The sequence below is a fragment of the Lacticaseibacillus yichunensis genome (genome assembly GCF_003946405.1).
GTDB lineage: Bacteria > Bacillota > Bacilli > Lactobacillales > Lactobacillaceae > Lacticaseibacillus > Lacticaseibacillus yichunensis.
In genome coordinates this window covers 1-21,432 of sequence record NZ_RHOG01000024.1, presented here as the reverse complement: position 1 = coordinate 21,432, position 21,432 = coordinate 1, and the positions used below count along the sequence as shown (strand labels likewise).

23 protein-coding genes and 1 tRNA gene are annotated in these 21,432 nt (G+C 56.5%); 7 read left to right on the top strand and 17 right to left on the bottom strand.

Going from position 1 to position 21,432, the window contains the following annotated elements:
• Positions 1–2: 2 nt before the first annotated feature.
• Genes EKM95_RS08170 through EKM95_RS08155 form a run of 4 tightly spaced genes read right to left on the bottom strand, consistent with a single transcriptional unit; the run spans position 3 to position 3,545 of the window.
• The gene (locus tag EKM95_RS08170; protein WP_125697358.1) at positions 3–1,013 is read right to left on the bottom strand and encodes an L-threonylcarbamoyladenylate synthase; all 1,011 of its coding nucleotides are present in this window, start codon (positions 1,011–1,013) and stop codon (positions 3–5) included.
• A 39-nt stretch (positions 1,014–1,052) separates the two neighbouring features.
• Complete coding sequence (prmC, locus tag EKM95_RS08165; protein ID WP_125697357.1) at positions 1,053–1,883, bottom strand: peptide chain release factor N(5)-glutamine methyltransferase; 831 nt, start codon at positions 1,881–1,883, stop codon at positions 1,053–1,055.
• Positions 1,876–2,955 carry a peptide chain release factor 1 gene (gene prfA, locus EKM95_RS08160; protein WP_125697356.1) on the bottom strand — a complete coding sequence of 360 codons (1,080 nt, stop codon included), beginning with the start codon at positions 2,953–2,955 and terminating at the stop codon, positions 1,876–1,878. The genes prmC and prfA overlap by 8 nt, the downstream gene beginning before the upstream one ends.
• An 8-nt stretch (positions 2,956–2,963) precedes the next feature.
• Positions 2,964–3,545 carry a thymidine kinase gene (locus EKM95_RS08155; protein WP_125697355.1) on the bottom strand — a complete coding sequence of 194 codons (582 nt, stop codon included), beginning with the start codon at positions 3,543–3,545 and terminating at the stop codon, positions 2,964–2,966.
• A 257-nt stretch (positions 3,546–3,802) separates the two neighbouring features.
• On the opposite strand from EKM95_RS08155, the gene EKM95_RS08150 reads away from it, so the two are divergent.
• A complete protein-coding gene (locus EKM95_RS08150) occupies positions 3,803–5,176 on the top strand; it encodes a Mur ligase family protein (RefSeq protein ID WP_125697354.1) in 1,374 nt (457 codons plus the stop codon).
• Between the two features lie 227 nt (positions 5,177–5,403).
• Here EKM95_RS08150 and manA read toward each other — a convergent pair whose 3' ends face one another.
• The 7 genes from manA to EKM95_RS08115 form a co-directional block, all read right to left on the bottom strand.
• Entirely contained in the window at positions 5,404–6,414 is a 1,011-nt protein-coding gene (gene manA, locus EKM95_RS08145) for a mannose-6-phosphate isomerase, class I (RefSeq protein WP_191988593.1), read from the bottom strand.
• 10 nt (positions 6,415–6,424) lie between these two features.
• Positions 6,425–7,423 carry a serine hydrolase domain-containing protein gene (locus tag EKM95_RS08140; protein ID WP_125697352.1) on the bottom strand — a complete coding sequence of 333 codons (999 nt, stop codon included), beginning with the start codon at positions 7,421–7,423 and terminating at the stop codon, positions 6,425–6,427.
• Between the two features lie 15 nt (positions 7,424–7,438).
• A complete protein-coding gene (locus tag EKM95_RS08135; protein WP_125697351.1) occupies positions 7,439–8,320 on the bottom strand; it encodes a VOC family protein in 882 nt (293 codons plus the stop codon).
• 392 nt (positions 8,321–8,712) lie between these two features.
• Positions 8,713–10,602, bottom strand: a complete 1,890-nt coding sequence (locus EKM95_RS08130; RefSeq protein WP_125697350.1) for an ABC transporter ATP-binding protein — start codon at positions 10,600–10,602, stop codon at positions 8,713–8,715.
• Positions 10,602–12,332, bottom strand: coding sequence for an ABC transporter ATP-binding protein (locus EKM95_RS08125; protein WP_125697349.1), 1,731 nt, complete (start codon positions 12,330–12,332; stop codon positions 10,602–10,604). Before EKM95_RS08125 ends, EKM95_RS08130 begins: the two co-directional genes overlap by 1 nt.
• A complete protein-coding gene (locus tag EKM95_RS08120; RefSeq protein WP_125697348.1) occupies positions 12,329–12,994 on the bottom strand; it encodes a TetR family transcriptional regulator in 666 nt (221 codons plus the stop codon). The genes EKM95_RS08125 and EKM95_RS08120 overlap by 4 nt, the downstream gene beginning before the upstream one ends.
• A gap of 175 nt (positions 12,995–13,169) precedes the next feature.
• Positions 13,170–13,856, bottom strand: coding sequence for a histidine phosphatase family protein (locus EKM95_RS08115; protein ID WP_125697347.1), 687 nt, complete (start codon positions 13,854–13,856; stop codon positions 13,170–13,172).
• Between the two features lie 88 nt (positions 13,857–13,944).
• Here EKM95_RS08115 and EKM95_RS08110 point away from each other — a divergent pair, with 88 nt between their 5' ends.
• From EKM95_RS08110 to EKM95_RS08085, 6 genes are all read left to right on the top strand, one after another.
• A complete protein-coding gene (locus EKM95_RS08110) occupies positions 13,945–14,265 on the top strand; it encodes a hypothetical protein (protein ID WP_125697346.1) in 321 nt (106 codons plus the stop codon).
• On the top strand, positions 14,258–14,446 hold the full coding sequence (locus tag EKM95_RS08105) for a hypothetical protein (protein ID WP_125697345.1): 189 nt from the start codon (positions 14,258–14,260) through the stop codon (positions 14,444–14,446). The genes EKM95_RS08110 and EKM95_RS08105 overlap by 8 nt, the downstream gene beginning before the upstream one ends.
• 150 nt (positions 14,447–14,596) lie before the next feature.
• A tRNA-Gln gene (locus EKM95_RS08100) sits at positions 14,597–14,667 on the top strand.
• 291 nt (positions 14,668–14,958) lie between these two features.
• The gene (locus tag EKM95_RS08095) at positions 14,959–16,389 is read left to right on the top strand and encodes a C69 family dipeptidase (RefSeq protein ID WP_125697344.1); all 1,431 of its coding nucleotides are present in this window, start codon (positions 14,959–14,961) and stop codon (positions 16,387–16,389) included.
• A gap of 94 nt (positions 16,390–16,483) precedes the next feature.
• Complete coding sequence (locus EKM95_RS08090; protein ID WP_125697343.1) at positions 16,484–17,119, top strand: TMEM175 family protein; 636 nt, start codon at positions 16,484–16,486, stop codon at positions 17,117–17,119.
• 74 nt (positions 17,120–17,193) lie between these two features.
• On the top strand, positions 17,194–17,952 hold the full coding sequence (locus EKM95_RS08085) for a potassium channel family protein (protein WP_125697342.1): 759 nt from the start codon (positions 17,194–17,196) through the stop codon (positions 17,950–17,952).
• A gap of 207 nt (positions 17,953–18,159) precedes the next feature.
• On the opposite strand, the gene EKM95_RS08080 is transcribed toward EKM95_RS08085, so the two are convergent.
• From EKM95_RS08080 to EKM95_RS08055, 6 genes are all read right to left on the bottom strand, one after another.
• Positions 18,160–18,927, bottom strand: a complete 768-nt coding sequence (locus EKM95_RS08080) for a class I SAM-dependent methyltransferase (protein ID WP_125697341.1) — start codon at positions 18,925–18,927, stop codon at positions 18,160–18,162.
• A gap of 151 nt (positions 18,928–19,078) precedes the next feature.
• Positions 19,079–19,672, bottom strand: a complete 594-nt coding sequence (locus tag EKM95_RS08075) for an Asp23/Gls24 family envelope stress response protein (RefSeq protein WP_225423248.1) — start codon at positions 19,670–19,672, stop codon at positions 19,079–19,081.
• Positions 19,673–19,701: 29 nt separating this feature from the next.
• A complete protein-coding gene (locus EKM95_RS08070; protein WP_125697340.1) occupies positions 19,702–20,094 on the bottom strand; it encodes an Asp23/Gls24 family envelope stress response protein in 393 nt (130 codons plus the stop codon).
• 8 nt (positions 20,095–20,102) lie between these two features.
• The gene (locus EKM95_RS08065; protein ID WP_125697339.1) at positions 20,103–20,300 is read right to left on the bottom strand and encodes a DUF2273 domain-containing protein; all 198 of its coding nucleotides are present in this window, start codon (positions 20,298–20,300) and stop codon (positions 20,103–20,105) included.
• A 10-nt stretch (positions 20,301–20,310) separates the two neighbouring features.
• On the bottom strand, positions 20,311–20,850 hold the full coding sequence (gene amaP / locus EKM95_RS08060) for an alkaline shock response membrane anchor protein AmaP (RefSeq protein WP_125697338.1): 540 nt from the start codon (positions 20,848–20,850) through the stop codon (positions 20,311–20,313).
• A 57-nt stretch (positions 20,851–20,907) separates the two neighbouring features.
• Positions 20,908–21,174: a GlsB/YeaQ/YmgE family stress response membrane protein gene (locus EKM95_RS08055; RefSeq protein WP_125697395.1), complete on the bottom strand. Its 267-nt coding sequence runs from the start codon at positions 21,172–21,174 to the stop codon at positions 20,908–20,910.
• Between the last annotated feature and the right edge of the window lie 258 nt (positions 21,175–21,432).

Here is a 21,432-nt window from a genome sequence, read left to right as displayed (position 1 = left end):
ATTCAGTCTTGAGAAAAGTGTTCGTTCCCAGCGGATTTTAATAGGCGGTTCATGTAAGCGGCACCGAGGCCATCTGCCGGAAACGCTTGGGCGAGAATCAGGGTCACTGTCGGATGCAGATCGAACCAGCGCAGCCCCGCAAACAGCGCATGCGTCGCCGTGGTGACATCGCTGCCCAAGGTGTACGTGGGCACAGCCGGGTCGACCGTTGTCAGGATATCATCACAGGCCAGCACCCCAAATGGCTGACCACTCGCCTGCGCCCAGTCGATCGCGGCCGGAAATTGCGCCGGTGTATCCACCACCACGACCTGCGCCGCTGGGGCATAATGCTTGTATTTCATCCCAGGCGCTTTGGGGGTCTCCTTGGCGCCAACGTGATGATGATCTGATTGCACCTCGCCGATCACCGGCGCGAGCTCGGCCGGGCCGATCTTCCCTGGCCGCAAGATCGCCGGTGGCTGCACGGTCATGTCGATCACCGTCGACTCCACCCCGACCGTTGTGGGCCCATCATCGAGCACACCGGCGATGCGGCCGTCAAAATCATGCAGCACATGTTCGGCGCGGGTGGCGCTGGGTTTGCCGGAAATATTTGCGGATGGCCCAACGATCGGTACCCCTGCCTCGGCAATCAGTGCCCGCGTCAACGCGCTGGCTGGCATCCGAAACGCCGCCGTCTGCAGCCCCCCTGTGACCACCATCGACAAGGCGCCGGGCAAAATTGGCAGAATAATGGTCAACGGGCCAGGCCAAAATGCGGCCATCAATTTTGCCGCGTCCGGGGTCACAGTCGCAAACCGTGCCACCATCGCAGGGTCCGCAACCGTCACGATCAGCGGGTTATCCGCTGGGCGGTGCTTCGCCTCAAACACCTTGAGGGCCGCCTGCGCGCTTGTCGCATCAGCGCCCAGTCCATAAACGGTCTCGGTGGGAAAAGCGACGACCTCCCCCGCCCGAATCAAGGCCGCGGCTTCCGCCAGATCATCCTTACCAAATTTTTTTGTTTCCATTATATATCCCCTCGTCTCGTTCCTTGGTTCAGATCGATTTTAAAATGCCAGCCGCACCATCCGCGGATGGCCGGCCATATCCTGCCGGAACGTCGCCGTGGCGTCCGGCAGTTTCGCCGCAAACAACGCGGCCAGGGCGGGCTGCTGATGGTAGCCAAACTCCAGATACACGCGCCCGCCTGGTGTCAGATGCGCGCCGACCTGCTCGGTGAACGTCCGAAACAGCGCCAGCCCCTCATCTTCGGCAAACAGCGCAAGGTCCGGTTCAAACTTGAGCGTGCTCGCATCCATCACCGGCGTTTCGCTGCGCGCAATATACGGCAGATTGGCGATGACAAAATCGAACCGCTGATTCCCCAGCGCCGCAAACAAGTCGCTTTGCACAAAAGTCACTTGGCGCTTCAGCCGAGTCGCATTCGTCTCTGCAACGGCCAAGGCAGCGGAAGACACATCACTGAGCGTCATCCGACAATTCGGCAAGAGTTGCGCCAACGTGAGGCCAATCACCCCACTGCCGGTGCCAACATCCAGCCCGCGGGTCGCATCGCCCTCCTCTTCAGCCGCCCAGGCCACCAACTCTTCCGTTTCAAACCTGGGAATCAAAACAGCCGGTGTCACATTGAACAGGTCCCCGTAAAACGGGGCGACACCGACGATGTATTGCGGCGGCTCATTGTTTTGCAGGCGGGCGACGTCTTCTTGAAACTGCGTCCACAACGCTGGCGGCATCGCGTCGCCGCGGTGGAGCTGCAGTCCGCTTGGCGAAAAGCCGCCCCGGATCTCAAGCACGTATCGCGCGCCATCCGCATCACTGCGGCCAGCCAGGGCCTCAGCCGCCCAGCGCAGTGCCTGGTCATAAGTCTCAGTCATTGATCGATTCCAACTTGTTCGTCTGATCCTGCACGATCAGCGCGTCGATAATATCCGCAAGCTCCCCGTTCATAATGCGGTCCAACTTGTTGAGGGTCAGATTGATGCGGTGATCCGTCACCCGATTTTGCGGGTAATTGTAGGTCCGGATGCGCTCCGAGCGATCTCCTGACCCGATTGCAGTTTTCCGTTTGGCCGCATACTCATCCGCGTTTTGGCTTTCGTAAAAATCATAGACACGCGAGCGCAAGATCTGCATCGCCTTGGCGCGGTTTTGCTGCTGGGAACGCTGATCTTGCATGGTGACCACGATGCCTGTCGGTAAATGCGTCATCCGCACCGCACTGGACGTCTTGTTGATATGTTGCCCACCAGCACCGCTGGAGCGGTAAACATCGGTGCGAATGTCTTTGGGGTCGATGTCGAGATCCACCTCATCGTATTCCGGCATGACTCCGACCGTGGCCGTTGACGTATGCACCCGGCCGGCACTTTCGGTGACCGGCACGCGCTGCACGCGATGCGCCCCATTTTCGTATTTGAGCTTGGAATAAACGCTTTCGCCGGTGATCAAAACAGAAACTTCCTTATAGCCGCCGACCTCGGTTGGATTTTCATCGATGATCTCGGTGGTCCAGCCCTGTTTTTCCGCATACTTCATGTACATCGACAAGAGGTCGCCGGCAAACAGGCTCGCCTCGTCGCCGCCAGCCGCGCCGCGAATCTCCATGATGATGTTCTTATCATCGTTGGGATCCTTGGGCAGCATCAGCCGCTTGATCTGATCTTCCAGCTGGCCCTGCTCCGGCTCAAGCGCAGCCAAATCCTCCTTGGCCAGCTCCTCCAGCTCGGGATCCTTGCTGGTCGCAAGCAGCTCCTTGCTTTCCTCGATGTCGTCTTTGACCTGCTTGTATTTGCGGTAGGCGGCCACGACTTCACGCATGCTGCCTTCCTCTTTTGACAGCGCCATGTAGCGCTTCGTATCCTGAATGACTTCCGGATCGCTCATCAATTCCTGCAGTTCATCATAGCGATCCAGCAAGCCATCCAACTGTTCAAAGATCTTATCCATGTTGCCTCCTAGGCCTTTAACTCTTCGGGCGGAAAATAATAATGGTGCCGGCAGACCGGAAAATAGCTCTCATTGCCGCCAATTTGAATCTGCTCACCGGAATACACCGGCACACCATCATGCACGCGCAAGTTCATCGTCGCTTTTTTGGCGCAGAACCAGCAGATCGTTTTCATCTCTTCGATCTTGTCGGCATACAGGAGCAGGTATTTAGACCCCTCAAACAACTCATTCTTAAAGTCGTTTTTCAGACCAAACGCCATCACCGGAATGTGGAGTTCATCGACGACCTTCGCGCATTCAAACACGTGATGCTTTTCCAAAAACTGTGCTTCATCGATCAGCACACAGGCCGCCCCGGCATCCAGTTCCTTGACCAAGTCAAAGACGTTGGTGTCGTGGTGAATCGGCACCGCCGCGCGCTCCATGCCAATGCGGCTGGCAATCACGCCGACGCCGGATCGATCGTCGACCGCGCTGGTCAAGATGATCACCTGCTTGTGCTGCTCCTCATAGTTATGGGCGACTTTCAAGATCTCGATCGTTTTCCCCGAGTTCATCGCGCCGTAGAGGAAAAATAATTGCGCCATGGTGAAGCTCCTTCCTTATTCTGCACAAACAAGGGGCGTTTGAGCAAAAAACACTGGCTCCAGTATACCAAATTTCATCGGATTGAACACGGCCATGACAGTCCAAGCGTCCATGACAACTCTATCAAACAGCACGGGGCCGTCGCTTTTCTTCGAATCAGGTATCCTCCCCCCCTTTCTCCGCTTAAGTTTTGCCGTCGTTCCGCCGCGGGGGCTGAAGATATGCTATCATCAAAGATAAACAAGGGGGGACGCAATTGACAACGCGCAATTCCGCCAAAGCCGGCCTGGCCACGATTGTCGGGCGCAGCAGCTATTGGTTTTTACACACATTTCTCAAAGGCGGCAGTTCGCTTCCCGGCAAACTCGCACAGCGCATCGACCCGGGCGTCTTGGCCGCGCTGGGCAAAGATTATGACGTGATCGTCGTGACCGGCACCAACGGCAAGACCCTGACCACCAATTTGATCGTCAAAGTGCTCCGCCAAAAATATGACGACATTTTGACCAACCCCACCGGCAGTAACATGATGCAAGGTATCATCGCCGCGTTTTTGGCCCACGGTCGCGGCAAGGCCCATCCCGGCCAGCGCAAATTAGCGGTGTTGGAGGTCGATGAGGCCAATGTCGCCCCAGTCGCCAGCTACTTGCATCCCAAGATGTTCGTCTTGACCAATATTTTTCGCGACCAAATGGACCGCTATGGCGAGTTCTACACGACCTATCAAAAGATCCTGAACGGCATCCAGCAAGATGCTTCCGCCCAGGTCATCGCAAATGGCGACGCGCCGATCTTCAGCTCCCGGCCTCTGGAAAATCCCGTTTCCTACTATGGATTTGAGTTGGCCGACCAAAGCACGACCAATGTGATGGCCCCGCCGAATACGGATGGCGTGCTTTGCCCGGTTTGTGAGCACATTTTGCACTACCGCGGCATCACTTATGCCAACCTCGGTAACTATTTTTGCCCGAATTGCGGCTTCAAGCGGCCCGCGCTGGCGCATGCCGTGACCGCGGTGCACGAACTCACGCCTACCAGCTCCCAGTTTGCGATCGACGGCCACGAATTCGCCCTGCAGATCGGTGGCACGTATAACGTCTATAACGCCCTAGCCGCTTACACAGTCGGCGCCACATTCGGCATAACGCCAGAGCAGGTCAGCCAGGCGTTTGCCTACGACGAGAAGGTCTTTGGCCGCCAAGAGGAGATCAGCCTGGATGGCAAGGCCGTCACCTTGATCTTGGTAAAAAATCCGGTCGGACTCAACGAGGTCCTCGCCATGATTCAGCGCAATCAGGAACCATTTTCCTTTGCGATGTTGCTCAATGCAAAATACGCAGACGGCACCGACACCAGTTGGATCTGGGACGGCAATTTCGAGCAACTGGTCCAAAGTGGCAAAGCGACTAGCTATCTGGTCGGCGGCGAGCGCTACAAGGATATCGCCTTTCGGATGCAAGTCGCCGGCGTACCAGAAACCGAGCTCGTCCAGCGCCCCGATCTCGGCGACGTGATCACCGCGCTGAAAGAGGCCCCAAGCAAGCATGTCTACGTGCTGGCGACCTACACCGCCGTGCTTCAGTTGCGCAAAAAGCTCAGTGATGCGGGGTATATCAAAGCGGGGTTCTAGAAAAGGGTGCGGAGCCGAGCGTTTAGGTCTGAGCGGATAGTCTGGCTTGGGCGCTTGAGGCCGCAATTTGCCTCGAGTGAACAAGACAGCTAGACGTCTCAGACCTGCTCGGCGGAGCCCAACTACACAGTGCACCGGCCACGGGATGGCGGCTCAGGCCAACTGACTCCAACTAACCGCAACACACAAAAAGGCGACACGCAGAATTTTTGCGTGTCGCCTTTTGCTTATTCTTCGGCCTTGCCCGGTGTGGACGTGATGATGTCCATGTCACCGGTGAATGCCCAGTGTTCGATCTGATTTGGAATGATGAAGTGGATGCCTTTTTTGATCGGATAGGACTTGCCATCCGCTTCGAAGGTGCCGTTGCCGGCCAAAACAGAGACCAGCGTGTATGGCGCTTCGCGATCAAAGTCCAAGGACCCCTTGAGCTGAATGCGATAAACAGAGAAGAACGGTGACAGCGGCGCGGTCACAAAGGTCGTGACAGTCGAGTCGCCGCGTTTTTCCGTTTGAATGTCGAGCTTTGGATCTTGGGATGGCACGGTGGTCGTGTCGATGCTCTGCTGCAAATGCAGCTCACGCTTTTTCCCATCGGCGCCGACGCGGTCGTAATCATACAGCCGGTATGTCGTGTCGGAGCTCTGCTGCGTCTCGAGCACCATGATGCCCTTGTTCAGCGCGTGGATGGTGCCACTTGGAACATACACAAAGTCGCCAGTCTTGACCGGCACTTTGCGCAGCAGGTGGTCCCAATCGCCGTCGTGGATCATCTGCGCCAATTCCTCGCGGGTCTTGGCGTGATGGCCGTAGATGAGATACGAGCCGGGATCGGCTTCGATGACATACCAGCACTCGGTCTTGCCGAGCTCGCCGGGACGTTCATGGGCCTTTGCGTAGGCATCATCTGGGTGCACCTGCACCGAGAGGCTGTCGTTGGCATCGAGGATCTTCGTCAACAGCGGGAAGACTTTCCCCTGCTGATGGCCAAAATACTCCTGATGATCCGCCCACGCTTGGTCCAGCGTCAAGCCTGCCAGCGGCCCATTTTCGATCACGTTCGGGCCATTTGGATGCGCCGAGATCGCCCACAGCTCGCCGATCTTGCCGTCTGGAATGGTGTAGCCAAAATCGGTCTCAAGCTTACGCCCGCCCCAGATCTTTTGATGAAAGACTGGTTCCAAAAAAATTGGTTCCGTCAAAATGTTCACTCCTATCCTATTTCGTACAGGCCTCATTCTAGCATATTCAGGCCGGTGATGAAGCGCTTGCGAGAAATCCAGCCACGATTTCGTCGCGCCGGGCCAGAAAATCTAGGTTGACCCGCGGATGGACACGGTTTGTCAACACGATGAGCCCGCGCTGCAGTTGCGGTTGCAGGAGCCAAAACATGCCAGTGTACCCTGTGTGATACAGCCACAACGCCCCGGCCCCCTGGCGCAGATCCCAGCCCAGGGTGCGACCCAGTCCATTTTTCGTCTGGTCCCGCACCAGATCGCGGTAGGCATGCGCTGGAAACGCGGCCGCCTGACGTATGCCAAACACAAACTCCGAAAAACGTACCAGGTCGGCCAACGTCGCAAAAAGTCCAGCGGCGCCACTGTGCGTCCCTAAAATGGCGCTTTTGGGGTCATGCACCAATCCGCGCCGTGCCTGCTGCGTCGTGTCATCGTAGCTGGTCGGGACGCACTGCGCCGGATCCGGGTGAAAACTCGCCCCACTCAGCCCAAGTGGCTTCAGCACCCGCGTTGTGATCAGGTCCTGAATCGGCGCCCCGTAGATTGTTTCAAGCGCCCAGCCCACCAGCAGCAAATTGACGTCTCGGTACACGACCTGTTGATCACATTCATCCGTCACCTGCATCGCCTCGATCAACGCCGCCTTCAGTGCTTTGGCCGGCAAGCTGTCGCGGTGCGGAATGTAGCCTTCAAGCCCCGATGTGTGCGTCAGCGCCTGGCGAAACGTGGTCGGCTGGTGAAACCCCGGAATAAAATCCGCCAATGCTGCATCCGGCATCACCCGTTTTTCCTCAACCGCTTGTAAAAAAACGGTGGTGGTGCCCAACACCTTTGTCAGGCTCGCCAGATCATAGGCCATGTTCGGACGCAAGGGTTCCCGCGTGGGCAATACTTGCGCCGCCCCGGCCACATGCGTCGCGACGTTGCCCGGCGTCAAGATCGCCCAACTGGCCCCTGGGACAATGTGGTCGGTGATCAGTTGGGTGATTGCGTCATCTGTTTCTGACATAGTTGCTCCTTTTCGCTACAACACACTGAACCACATGGTGAGCCGGTTCGGCCCGGCCGCCATCAAGTAGCGCTTCTTTTCATCATAATGATAGGAGCTTCCCGGCGCGGTGGCAAGGTTCGCGCGCAACAGCCGCAAGATCAAGGTGTTGGGCACCACCAGATTGACATACTTGGCGCCAAAATGGTCCGGCATGGGCGGCAGCGCGCGCGGGTCCTCTTCCAGCGTCAGCATGATGTGCATGCTCGCATTGCCGACCGTCAGCGAAAATTGTCCCGGCGGCTGCTTGCCCGGTAGCTCGTCAAACCCAAGCACCTGCGTCACATACGGCAGCGTCTCCGCCAGCGAATGCACCCGAACGACCAACTGCCCCAGCGTGGTTCCGACCGGCATCGTGCGCTCAACGGCCCCACCCGCGAACAAGGCCGGCGCCGCAGCGACCCGGTCCGCACTGCGCCAGCGATACCCCGGCGGTTTGGTCGGCCCCTCTTCGTCATAGGCAAACGTCACCGCATTGCCAAGTGGATCGACCGTCGTGAACCCCAGCCCCCAAGTGGTGGTAAAACCTTGCACCTTTTCCCGGGCGGACACCCGCCGATACGCCGCCAGCAGGCTTGACCGAGTGGGCAGCATCACCGAAAACCCGCTGAGGCCCGTCAACGGCCCATTTGGCTGCAGCCCCACGACTTCTTGCAAGATCAGCAAAACTTTGCGGTCAGCGTGAATGCCCAGCATCACCTGCTTCTCTTTTTCCTGAAGGGTCTCAAACCCCATTTGCCGATACCAGTTTGCGACCGGCCCAGCCTCCGCCACCTTTAGCGCGATGAACCCGATGCGTGTGGCCGCATCCAAAATAAAATGCCCCTTCACGACCATCGCCCCCTTTGCGCAAAGCATACACGCCCCCGGGGAAAAAAGCTGAGTTGACGACTTGAGGGTGCGCAGGTGCGCGGGATGGCGGGGCAGCTAACTTGGCTCGGGGGATTGAGGCGCACTTCGCCTCGAGCACACGAGACAGTTAGATGTCCCCCCATGCGCACCGGAGCCCAACTGCAAAAGGGTGCGCAGGCTCGCGTTTAGGGGTGGGCAGCTAGCTTGGCCTAGGTGCTTGGTGGCGTCCCTTGCCACCGAGTGCCTAGGTCAGCTAAATGTCCCACCCCTGCGAGCCGGAGCCCAACTGCAAAAGGGTGCGCAGGTGCGCGGGATACCGACACTGTCCTCTCACTCGAACAACAAAAAAAGATCCGGCCACCGCCGCAATGCGACGAGGCCGGATCTTTTTTGCGTGCTTAGATCTCAACGTTACCAGAGAACTGACTGTTGTACAGATCGGCGTAGAAGCCGTTTTTCGCCATCAATTGATCATGGTTCCCGGTCTCAACAATTGAGCCGTGGTTCATGACAATGATGTTGTCCGCGTCCCTGATCGTGCTCAGCCGGTGGGCGACAACGAAGCTCGTCCGGCCCTTGAGCAGCCGACCCATCGCGTGCTGGATGTGCACCTCAGTCCGGGTATCGACAGAGCTAGTCGCTTCATCCAAGATCAAGATGTCCGGATCGGCAACAAACGCGCGGGCGATGGTCAGCAGCTGACGCTGGCCTTGCGAGATATTGGACGCGTCTTCGTTCAAGACCGTGTCGTACCCCTTCGGCAGCTGACGGACAAAGTTATCCACATGCGCCGCCTTGGCTGCTTCAAGGATCTGCTCCTTGGAGGCATCTTCGCGGCCATACTTCAAGTTGTCCCAAATGGTGCCGGTGAACAGCCAAGTATCCTGCAGAACCATCGCAAAATGGCTGCGCAAGTCTTCTCGACTCATGTCACGGGTATCCGTGCCATCGAGGCGAATGGAGCCGCCTTTGACATCATAGAAGCGCTCGAGCATGTTGATGACGGTGGTCTTGCCGGCCCCGGTCGGCCCAACGATAGCGATCATCTCACCTGGCTTGACGGCCAGCGAGTAATCTTCCATCAAGATCGGGCTGCCTTCATAGCCAAACTTGACGTGATCCATGACCAGTTTGTTCGGATCATTTTCAACGACTGGCACAGGCAGACCGGATGGCTTGTCCTCCATGTCTTTTTCATCCAGCACTTCAAAGACACGTTCCGCAGAGGCGACGGTGTTTTGAATGGTGTTGGCGAGGTTAGCCAGCTGGGAGATCGGCTGGGAGAACTGCTGGGTGTACTGCAGAAACGCCTGCACATCCCCGATCGAGACAGAGCCGTTGGAAACGCTGATGCCCCCGATGATGGCAACGAAGACGTAACCGATGTTATTCAGGAACGTCATCAGCGGCATGATGATGCCAGAGACGAACTGCGCTTTCCACGCGGCATTGTAGAACTGCTGGTTTTCTTTTTCAAAGTTGGCCATCACCACGTCTTCACGGTTGAAGGACTTGATGATCACCTGGCCGGAATAATTTTCTTCGACCTGGTTGTTCAAAAGGCCAAGCGCTTTTTGCTGAGCGGCAAAATAGCGCTGTGACTTCGGGGCCACGATGCCGACAATGACCAGGGAAAGTGGAATGGTGACCAGCGCGATCAACGTCATTTTCCAGCTGATTGACAGCATCATCCACAACGTGCCAATAAAGGTGACCGTCGATGTGACCAACTGCGTGAGACTCTGCTGCAGGGTCCCAGCGATGTTATCCATATCGTTGATCGCACGGGACATGATATCGCCATTGCTGTGGGTGTCGTAATAATTGATGGGCACCGTCTGCATCTTGCCCTTGAGCTCCTTGCGCAGGTCATAAACGGTGCGCTGGGAGATGCGAGTCATGATGTACTGCTGCAGGAAGCTGAACAGCGCAGACGCCAGGTACATGAAGATGACGATGATGATAATGTTCTCGATCTTGCCAAAATTGATTGGAAACTCCGTCATCTTGATGCCGGCCTTTTGCATGGCGGCACCCTTCATGTAGCCCTTAAAGATCTCGGTGGTCGCTTGGCCCAAGACTTTTGGCGTCCGGATCTGGAAGATCGCGGACACGATCGCCAGCAGGACAACGATCACGATGCCGGCCAACCGAGACTTCATGTAACCGAACAAGCGGAACGTGGTGCCCCAGAAATTCTTTGGCTTTTCAACCAAGCCACCCGGGCCATGGCCAGGGCCGCCGGGGCCACGCATTGGACGATTCGTTGATTTCGTATCTTCTGCCATTACGCTTCGTCCCCTTCCCTGATCTGCGACTTGATGATCTCTTGATAGGTATCATTGGTTGCCTTGAGCTCGGCATGCGTGCCGCGGCCGACCATCTTGCCATCTTCCAGCACGAGGATCGTATCGGCGTCGGCCACGGTGGAGACACGCTGGCCAACGATCACGACGATACGCGAGGAGATCTTGGCATCCTCTTTCAGTGCCTGACGCAATTCAGCATCCGTCTTAAAGTCCAGCGCGGAAAAATCGTCATCAAACACATAAACTGAGGCGTCCTTGACCAAGGCGCGGGCGATCGCCAAGCGCTGACGCTGGCCACCGGAGAAGTTGCCGCCGCCTTGCTCGACGTGATAATCCAGCCCTTCCGGATTTTCACTGATGAAATCCTTGGCCTGCGCCACTTCAAGTGCATGCCAGATCTCATCATCCGTCGCGTCTTCATTGCCGTATTTCATGTTGTCGCGCACGGTGCCCGTGAACAGGTTGGCCTTTTGCGGCACAAACGCGATCTGGCGATGCAACTCTTGCAGATCCAGATCCTTCACATTTTGGCCATCGACTTCAACAGCGCCTTCTTCCACGTCGTAAAAGCGTGGCATCAGGTTGACCAAGGTCGATTTCCCGGCGCCGGTCCCGCCGATGATTGCCAATGTTTGCCCGGCATGCATGTCAAAATCGATGTCGGTCAGCGCAGGTTCTTCAGCGCCGGCATAACGGAACTTAACGTGATCAAAGCGCAACTGCGGCTTATCCGTCGCCATTTCTTTTGGCGTCGCCGAGGACTGAAGCGTCGTGGTCTGTGCCAGCACTTCGTTGATTCGGACCGCAGACGCCTGGGCACGCGGAATGAATACGAAAATCATCGACAGCATCATGAAACTCATGAGAATCTGCATCGCGTATGTCAAAAACGCGATCATGTTCCCTGTTTCAAGAGATTGCTGGGCGATCAAGTGGCCGCCCCACCAGGTGATGCCGATGTTCGTCCCGGACATGATCAGCGTCATCACCGGAAACATCAAGGCCATGATGGAAAAGACTTTCACCGCGTTGTTGGTGTAATCCTTGTTGACGCCATCAAAGCGGTCCTGTTCGAACTGATCCTGACGAAAGGCGCGAATGACGCGGACCCCGGTCAGGCCTTCACGGAAGACCAAGTTGATGTTATCTGTTTTCTTCTGCATCGCGCGGAAGAGTGGCACGGCGAAATACATCACCACGCCCATGAACACGGCCATGATCGGCAAAACGATCAAGAAGATGTTGGTCAGTGCCGGGCTCTTTTGGTAAGCCAGAAAAGCCGCGCCAACCAGCATGATCGGGGCCATGATCATCATCCGCAAGATCATGACCCAGACGTTTTGAATCTGTGTCACGTCGTTGGTGGTCCGGGTGATCAGGCTGCTTGCGCCGATCTGATCCATCTCATCATGCGAATAATTGATCACTTTGCGATAAACATCTGAGCGAATGCGCTGGCCCAGTTTTTGTGAGACCTTGGACGCCACGTACACGTTGGCGACACTGGCGACCACACTTAAGATCGCAAAGGCGATCATTTTATACCCGGTCTTCCAGATATAATCGATATCGCCAGTCACGACCCCGTTGTTCACGATGTCCGCGGTCAGATTGGGCAGGTAAAGACTCGAGATCACCTGCACGATCATGAACCCGACCGCGGCCAGGATCGCCCACAGGGAGACCCTGCCTTTTGCGAGTTTGATCATTGCTTCTCCTCCTTTGTTTCACCGACGCCGAACTGCAACCAATCAAGTTGCTGGTCCAGACGCCGTTTTAATTCATCCGAGCTGAGCTGTGCCCCACTGGCCAGCTGATTGAAATAATGGCCGATCGATTGCATCAACATCCCAAAGAGCTGATGGATCAAGACGCGCAGATCATCATCTGCCTTGACCCGCAGCCGGTCGCGGTCCACATTTTCCAACAAAAACGACGAGACCTCGCCTTTCTTAGGGCCGTGCGGCGGCATGACCGGCCCAGTGCCTTCCCTCGCCATCTTATCCGCGGAATGAAAATCCATATACATGAATAGGTTGCTATAAAAGGCGTGGTACGGCCCAGTGGTGATCGTCTCGACCAGCCGCTCGACCACCTCGTGCATGGTGGCAAACAGATCGCCGTGATTGGCGCTCAGCGCGTCTTTCAGCCAAACGTTGGCACTTTGCCGAATCAGATCCAGCAGGTAAAAGAAGACATCACTTTTATCTTCAAAATATTGATAAAAACTGCCGCGCGGAATGCCGGCTTCTTTGATAATATTGCTGATACTGGCATCGGCAAACGGCGCGCGAGAAAACTCGTTGTACGCCGCGACGATCAGGCGTTGGCGCTTTTCATCTGCAAGCCGATAGAAGGTGGATTTAGGCATGGCCGCTCCTTTCATTGGGGTGTGACGTTCTGTCATGTGACAAGTTGTCATTCTACGCGTCATGCTCATGCGGTGCAATGCTCTGTCTCGATTTTCACAAAAAAGTCATATTTGGACGACAAACGGGTCCGCCTCTGGCCGCGGCCAGTAAGCAGACCCGTCATTTCTGTTTCTTCTATAGAATAGGCGCCGCCAGTGCGACCGCCTGCGAAGCGGTCAGGTTCACCGCCACCACTTGCCAGGTACCCGCGGTTTGATCAAAATCAAGCCGCGTCACACTAGTGTTTTTCAGTAAACCGATCGGCACTGACTGCGGCTTGACCCACTCGATCATGGCCGACAAACTCAGCCCGTGCCCGACCACCAGCACGTTGCCAGAAGCCGGCGCTTGATCCGCGAGGCGCTGGAACACGTCGCGCATCCGCATTTGCAGGGCCGGCAAGCTCTCCGCCTGGCCCGTGTCATCCAGCTTTTGAAAATTGCGCACCAATTTCGCAAAACGGTCGCCGCCTTGCCACACCTGGGGCATCGCGCGCAGACCATAGCGCTGAACGGACAGGCGCATCACCTGGGCGGAACTCTTGCCTTCCAGTCCTCCAAAATAATCCTCGCGCAGGCTGGCCAGGCGCATCAAGATAGGCGCAGTCGGCGCGGCCGCCAAAATATGCTGCGCGGTGGCGACAGCGCGCTTTCGGTCCGAGCTGTATGCCTGGGCAAACGGCACCTTGGCCAACGCCGCACCCAATGCGTCGGCCTGCGCGACCCCCTTTTCAGTCAGCGGCGCATCCGTCACCCCTTGCATGTGCTGCTTGCGATTCATCTGTGTTTCGCCGTGACGCACTAGATAAAAATGGACTGTCATCTCGCATCCTCCATTCTATACATCGAGCTATTTTCATGCTATCATGCAAGGCGCAGGGCAACCAGCGACTTAAGACGGAGGCAACCCGATGAAAATTCCCACGCAAGTTCTTGAATATTTGCACACCCATCCTCAGCAGGTCACCTTGATTCGCCGAGGCTATTCAAATGTCATCGCGTTTGCCCTTTCCGACCAAGTCATTTTTCCATGCCAAGCGGAACTTTTTCCCGAGGAACGCCTCAACGCCTTTCGCCTGCCGGATGACTTCATTGTCAGCAATCAGAAATTGGTGCGCTGGCTGGCGGAGCTGATTGCGCCCGACGACCCCCAGGTACCAGGTGAGATCTGGATGACCACGAGCCACATTGCTGGCTCTGGCCATCTGTTCATCGAGGTCTCATTTGAGTGAGCCGGTCAAAAAGCTGCTGGCCCGCACTCTGCGCGCGTGTCTGCTCGCCGGCTTGCTCTGGCTGGGCGCCTTGAGCTTTGGCCTGCGCTGGCTCAGCTTCGCCGCCTTGGCTCTGTTGATCTTCGCCGCCTTTTGCATCGGCTACGCAGGGTTTCTCTGGTTGCTCGACCATCACCAATGACCACCTCTAGTTTAGCACGCCGGCCAAAAGACCCACTAGCGCCGCGTTTGCCGAAAAAACGCCACTTTTTAAAAAAGTCTGCAAATGCGGTTGACAGCTGGCGTGGTATTTTGTAAGATATTATTCGTTCGTTAAGTGCTTCACACTTATTGGGTAGTAGCGAAGTGGTAACGCAGTGGACTCTGAATCCATAATCATAGGTTCGATCCCTATCTACCCAATCACGAAATGCAAAGCGGCGTGCCGGAGCTGAAAAGCTTGGTGCGCCGCTTTTTTGCGTGCCAGTGAGCACGGTGGGCTTGCATCCCGACACCCGAATCTCAACAGAATATGTCCGTTCATATGTCCGCAGATCGGATAGGATATCAAAAACGAAGAATGGCAACGCAGTCAGTCCGTCGTGGAAAGGCACTAAGGACGATCAGACATACCGCAGAACCATACCCGCTCGCCCTTTCGCGTCCTGCATTTTAGGCGTACACTGGAATCAGCTTGAGAAAAGAGGGACACTCATGAAAAAATTGACCGCATGCACATCGATCCTCGTTGGCAAAAACGCTAGCATCGATGGTAGCACAATGATCGCCCGCAACGATGACACCTTCCACGTCCTGGCGCCGCACCGCTTTTACATGCATCCGGCATGGCATGGTGAAAAAGACTTGATTGTCACCTCACCGCTGAACGGCTTTACCGCCCCACTTCCGGAAAACGGCTACCGCTATAACGCAGTGCCAAACGTGGACACCGCCCAGTTTGGCGATTACGAAGAAAGTGGCATCAACGAAAAGAACGTCGCAATGTCTGCGACTGAAAGTACCTATGGCAACGAACGCACACTTGCCATCGACCCACTTGTTGAAGACGGACTGGACGAAGATCTGATGGTCAACATGGTCCTGCCTTTCATCGAAAGCGCCCGTCACGGCGTTGAATACTTGGGCCAGCTGATCGCGCAATACGGCTCGCCGGCTGGCAACTCGGTCCTGTTTGCCGATAAGAACAGCGCCTGGTACATGGAGATCGTCACCGGCCATCACTGGGTCGCCCAGCGCATCCCCGACGACGCCTATGCCGTGGCCGCCAACCAAGTCGCCATTCAGCAAGTTGATTTTGACGACCCAGACAATTTCATCTGGAGCAATGGCATCCAGGAGTTTGTCGAAGCCAATGACCTGAATCCTGACAAAACCGGCTGGAACTTCCGCCACATTTTCGGCACGATGAACGAAAAGGACCGCCACTACAACACGCCGCGTGTCTGGTACGCGCATCACATTTTGAACCCGGAAACCCCTGAGGAGCCGGAAAGCGCCGAGTTGCCGTTCATCATGCACACCGACCACAAAATCACGCGCGAGGACATGGCTTACATCCTCGGCAGCCATTACAACGAGACGCGGTTTGATCCGCTCGGCCATGGCGCCGACGCCGACAAGCTGCGCTACCGCCCGATCGGCCTCAACCGCACGCAGAATTCGCACATTCTGCAGCTGCGCGGCAACAAGCCGGCTGGCCAAAGCGCGATCATGTGGCTGAACATCGGCATTCCGACCTACTCGCCGTATGTGCCGTTTTACACCAACGCCACGGACACGGATCCGAGCTACTCCCAGACGCCACTGACGCTGGATCTGGACACGGATTCCGCCTACTGGTTGCACCGCAGCCTCGGCATGCTGGTCGAAAGTCATTACAGCAAGTTCATCCAGCAGGACCGCGACTATCTGACCGCCCTCAACCAGACGTTCCGCGCGCATGTGGCGAAAACAGATGCCGCCACCGCCGAGCTGGTCGACAAGGACCTGACCGCTGCGCTGACCCAAGCCAACTACGACATCGTGGCCCAAGTCAAAGCCACCACGAAAAAAGAGATTGCATCCTATCTGATGCAGGGTCTCGAGCAATCGCACTTGACCTTCAATATGGATAAGAACCTGTAACCAGTCAAGTCACCAAAGAAGCCACCTCCCGCCTGATCGCGCAGGTGGTTTTTTGGTGGCCTGACGCCTTATAATAACGCTGGAGGTGATCGCCATGTCAAAAGAGCGGGTCAACGCGCTGAGCGATGGCGTTTTTGCCATTTTGCTCACGATCTTGATTCTGGAATTCAAGCCTGAGACCATCGCGCCGGGATCCTTGACGCATGTGGTCCTGCAGCAGGGCCCCCTGTTTCTGATGTACCTCATGTCGTATTTCTACGTCGGCACCAGCTGGCTGTTTCATCATGATTATTTTCAATACGTGAAAAAAACGGACCGCACCCTTAACATCCTAAACCTGATCGTGTTGTTCACGGTGACCTTGGTCAATTATGCGATGGTGCTGCTCATCGAGGCGCTGACCAACGGCAACACCCAGGATATTCGCGTGGCGATCATCGTCTATGATATCGTGGCCCTGCTGATCTCGCTATCCTTTCTGGTGCTGTATCGCTACCTCGAGCATCACGCCGAGTTGCGCTCGCTCACCGGCATCGAGCAGCACTATCAGCGCATTCGCCTCGACCCCGCTCGCAGCGTGCTGATCTACCTGACGTCGATCCTCGCTGCCCTCTTTTCCAATGTGCTGGCGGGCCTGCTGCTTGCGGCCGGGGTGCTGTTTCATTTCATCGCCTACCTGCGTTTTTCCCGCGTCCTCCACATCGGCGTCAAGCAGAAATCTTCAGATTGAGTAAAAAAACGCCTCGAGCTATGCCGCCTTGTTGCGAAGGTGATACGCTATCGCAGATATGAGGTGAAAATTGTATGAATCCAAAACTGATGCGCGGCTTTCGGCTGTACAATCTAACACTATTGATCGTGACGCTGGGGAGCCTCGGCCTCCTGCTGCTGGAATTCCTGGGTGTGATCACCGCCCCAAGTCGGCTGGCGCGCATCCTGACTGCGGTGCTGCTGCTATTATTTAGCGCGGATTACCTGCTGCGGCTGTGGCTGGCAAAGGGCAAGGCCAACCTGCTGGCCAGCAATTCCTTCCACCTGTCCGCCTTGGTGCCCACCAGCGGCGTCCTGTCGCCCGAGCAGGTGAAAACAGTGTGGCAACGGCTACGCCAATTGCGCCAGCGCCTCGTAACGCGCCTGCGCGATAAGACCGCTACGTTTCGGGCCCATGCCTCGCGTTTTCTGCATCGCGGTGGGTTGATCTATTACCTGATTCTCTCGGCGCTGCTGATCATTATCGTGTCCGTGATCTATGCGATCGCTGAGCACCAAAATTACGGCAACGCGCTGTGGTGGGCGGTCGTCACCGCCACCACCGTCGGGTACGGCGACATCTCGCCGCACACCTTGGTCGGCCGCATCACCGCGGTCGTCTTGATGTTCAACGGCATCGGCTTGATTGGTACCCTGACCTCCTCGATCACCGCCTATCTGGCCGACGATCGAAGCACCGCCCGCACCTCGGTGGCTGAGGAGATCGCACGCTTCGACGCCTTGCAAAAAAGCGGGGCGATCAGCGCGAAGGAATATGCGCATGAAAAGCGGAAACTGCTGAATAAGCGCTAATGCCCCAAGAAATCAAAAACGTCTGACCACCTCACTTGCGGTCAGACGTTTTTTGTTTTGGCTCATAAGTTGCCCGCGGGCCTACGCACCCTTTTTCAGTTGGGCTTCGGCCCGCATGACGGGGACATCTAACTGTCTCGTGCACTCGATGGCGAAGTGCGCCATCCAGCACTCGAGCCAAGTTACCTGCCCCGTCATCTCGCGGGCCTACGCACCCTTTTTCTCTGCCAATGTCGCCCAAAAACTGGGGATGCCCAGCGCATCCAGGCGGCCGTCGCCATTGGTATCTTCGTACATGTCCACGAACTGCAGGCCGGCTTGGAGCTGGCCGCGTAGCTGCGTCTCCAGCGTGTGGGAAAATTGGATGCCGTCTTCCATCACATCCTTGCCGGCCAGCAGCTCAGGGTCCTTGATGGGATCAAAGGGCAGCCCGCGCGCGATTTTTTCCTCGGCCTCATCCACGATGTAGTTGAGTCCGTTGTCCAGCCCGACCATCAGCCGCCCGCCTGGCTTCAAAATGCGCGCGCACTCGCGCCAAAGTGGCAGGACATCCTGGATGTAGCAATTGGCGACCGGCTGGCAGATCAGGTCAAAAGACGCATCTGCAAACGGCAGCGGCTGCGTCATGTCCCCTTGCACAACGGTGAGCGGATACTGTTCGCGTGCCGCCACTTCCCGATCGCCGGCCAGCTGCGCCGAGGACAGGTCAAACACGGTGCCGACCGCGCCCATCGCGGCAAAAAGCGGCATCTGCTGGCCGCCGCCGGATGCCAGGCCAAGCACCTGCCGGCCAGCCATGTCCGGGAAAAACCAATTGCGCGGCACCGGCTTGGTCGGGGTCAGCAGCATTTTCCACCCCCCCGCCTGCGCCCGCTGATAGGTCTCGTGGCTGATTGGCTGACCCCATTGCCACCCTGTTTTGACCCAATGATCGATCACCTTGGCATTGGTCGCCGTATATGAATTCTCTGTCATGATAACGCCTCCTCGCTGAGCTCAATTTTACCCGACGATACGAAAAAAAGCACCGGTCGTCGCCGATGCTTTCAGCTGGCCCCCGACGCTTTGTGGTCGAGGCCGCTATGTTTGGTGCACTCAGCTCTCGCACATTCAGAATTTGGCGTGATCAGGCCGGCTGCAAGTCCTTGTCGTCGCGGGTCATCCGCACCTCATCTTTGGCGTCATCGTGATCATCGGCGTCGTCTTCCTGGCGCGCGATCTCTTCTTCCGTCAGCATGTCCTTCACGTGCATCGACACCCCGATCACCGTCATTCCGGTCATTTCCTTCACATTGCGGACAATGGCCTTGGTCACCTCGGCAAAAACAGCCGGCGCATCCTCGCCATAGCGCATGGTCGCATCGAGTTCGACTTTGACATTTTGATCATCATCGACCGCCACGGCCACGCCCTTTGTTGGGTCCTCATTCTTGCGGAAAAAGTCAGTCATGTCATGCAGCATGCCGCCTTCCAGACTCAAGACGCCGGCCACTTCGCCGCTGGTGCGGTTGACGATCTTTTTCAGCACACTTTCGTCAAACGTCAGCTTGGTCTCAAGCTCAGGCGCCATGTCCTTGTCCGGTGTCATTCCCGGGCCATGTGGCATGTCCTTATCCATGTGTGGGGGCATCTCCTTGTCCATGTGTGGCGGCAGCGGCTTTGCGCCCTTCATCTCATTTGGCATGTCGTGCATCATCTCATTATTTTTCTCTTCTACCATGCTTGCTCCTTTCAGGCCTTAGCCTGGGGTCACTTGGTTGTCTGTTGCCACTCGCGGCGCGTCAACACGTCATTGATGTGCAGGTTCAACTCGACCAGCTGCAGGCCAGTCATGCGATCGATCGCATCGGCCAGCTTGGCGCACAGTGTATCAAAGATGGCCTGCGCGTCGGCGTCGTATTCCAGCAACGCGTTCATGTCGATTGCCACTTGGTGTTCGCCGACTTCCGCCTTGATTCCTTTCGTCTGGCGCTCCTGATTGAAGGTCTCGGCCAAACTGTCGACCATCGACCCTTCCATTCCAAGCAGCCCATCGATATCTTGCGCATTGATGGCGGCAATCTTTTCCAGTACCTTGTTGTCAAAAGACAAATGCGAATTACTTTTCAGCGTCTCTAATCCGTTATCCGTGATCGTCTGCATCCTGTCACCTACCGATTCTTTTGCAGCTGGCGCTTGCCAGAGCGCAACCAAGCCATCAGCTCTTTGCGCGCAGGCCACAGCCAGCGTTCCGTCATGTAGCCAACGATTGCAAGAAGCGCGGTCACAAGCATGCCCCAAAAGCCAAAGCGAAGGAGCACGATTGCAATCGCAAACCCTGCAAGCAGGCCAATTGTGCCAGTTTTCATAAGCGTCTCCTTACAGCACGCGCGCGGTGCCGCGCGGGGCTTGGCTGACCGGCATCAGGTGCACTTTCACTTTTTTGACCTCAGTGCCCAGCAGTTGCACCACCTTGGCGCGGGCCGTTTCTTCAATGCGCTGCCCTTGCGCCGCCAGACTTTGGCCGCTCATGCTGATTGCTTCGACCATCACCTTGGCCGCCTCTTTCTTGTGCATGGTCACATCCACACTAACGCCTTTGACCGCATGCTCTTTTGCGATTGCCTTGGCCACCGCACTTTCAACGGCTTGCCGAGAGATTGCAAGAGAGCCGCGGTCGCCGGTCATCACCAGCTCTTGGTGCGTCGAGCGGCGAAAAAGCGCGACCAAAAGCATCGCCACGAAGACGATGAACACAAGGCTGGTCAAGATCAACATGATCATGCGGCTGATCGCCCAGTGGTCAAGCAACCACGTGTCCACCGCGGCGACCGGCCAAAAATAAGCGGCAATGAGCAGTGTCTGACAGATGCCGAGCAATGCGACTAATACCAATGCGACTTTTGTGAGCGGTCGCATAAAACCTCCTGACAAAGACACCGCCGAAAGTAGTTTTCGCCGGTCAGCCTTTGCTGACTATGCGCGTTTGCGCTTGCTGCCGAGCGTGCCGATCAACAGCGACACCACGAAGACCACCACGATGGCGCCGATGATCGCAGGGAAAATGGCCATGCCCGCCACGCTTGGTCCCCAGGAACCCAGCAAGGAGGAGCCGACCCATGCGCCAACGAGACCGCCAATAATATTGCCGATCCAGCCACCAGGCAGATCACGGCCAACGATCAACGACCCGATCGCACCGATCACCGCCCCAACGATCAGGACCCAGATAAAATGCAGCATTGTCATCACCCTTTCTCTTCTGATTTGGGCACTCTGCCCTAAATCAAGCGTACCGAAATGGTGTCAAAACGCGCAATAAAGATGCTTATCTCGAATATTAGTTTGCTGATATTCAGCGGGTAGATGGCCGCGATGAGGCTTGTCCTGCAATGACTTTTGGAAGATGCCTAATCGGGTTAAGTAGTGGCTGTTCAACTAGGCCACCATATTCTTGGTGCTGGTAGTAAATTTGTACCGGAAACGATAGGTTTGCCCGTC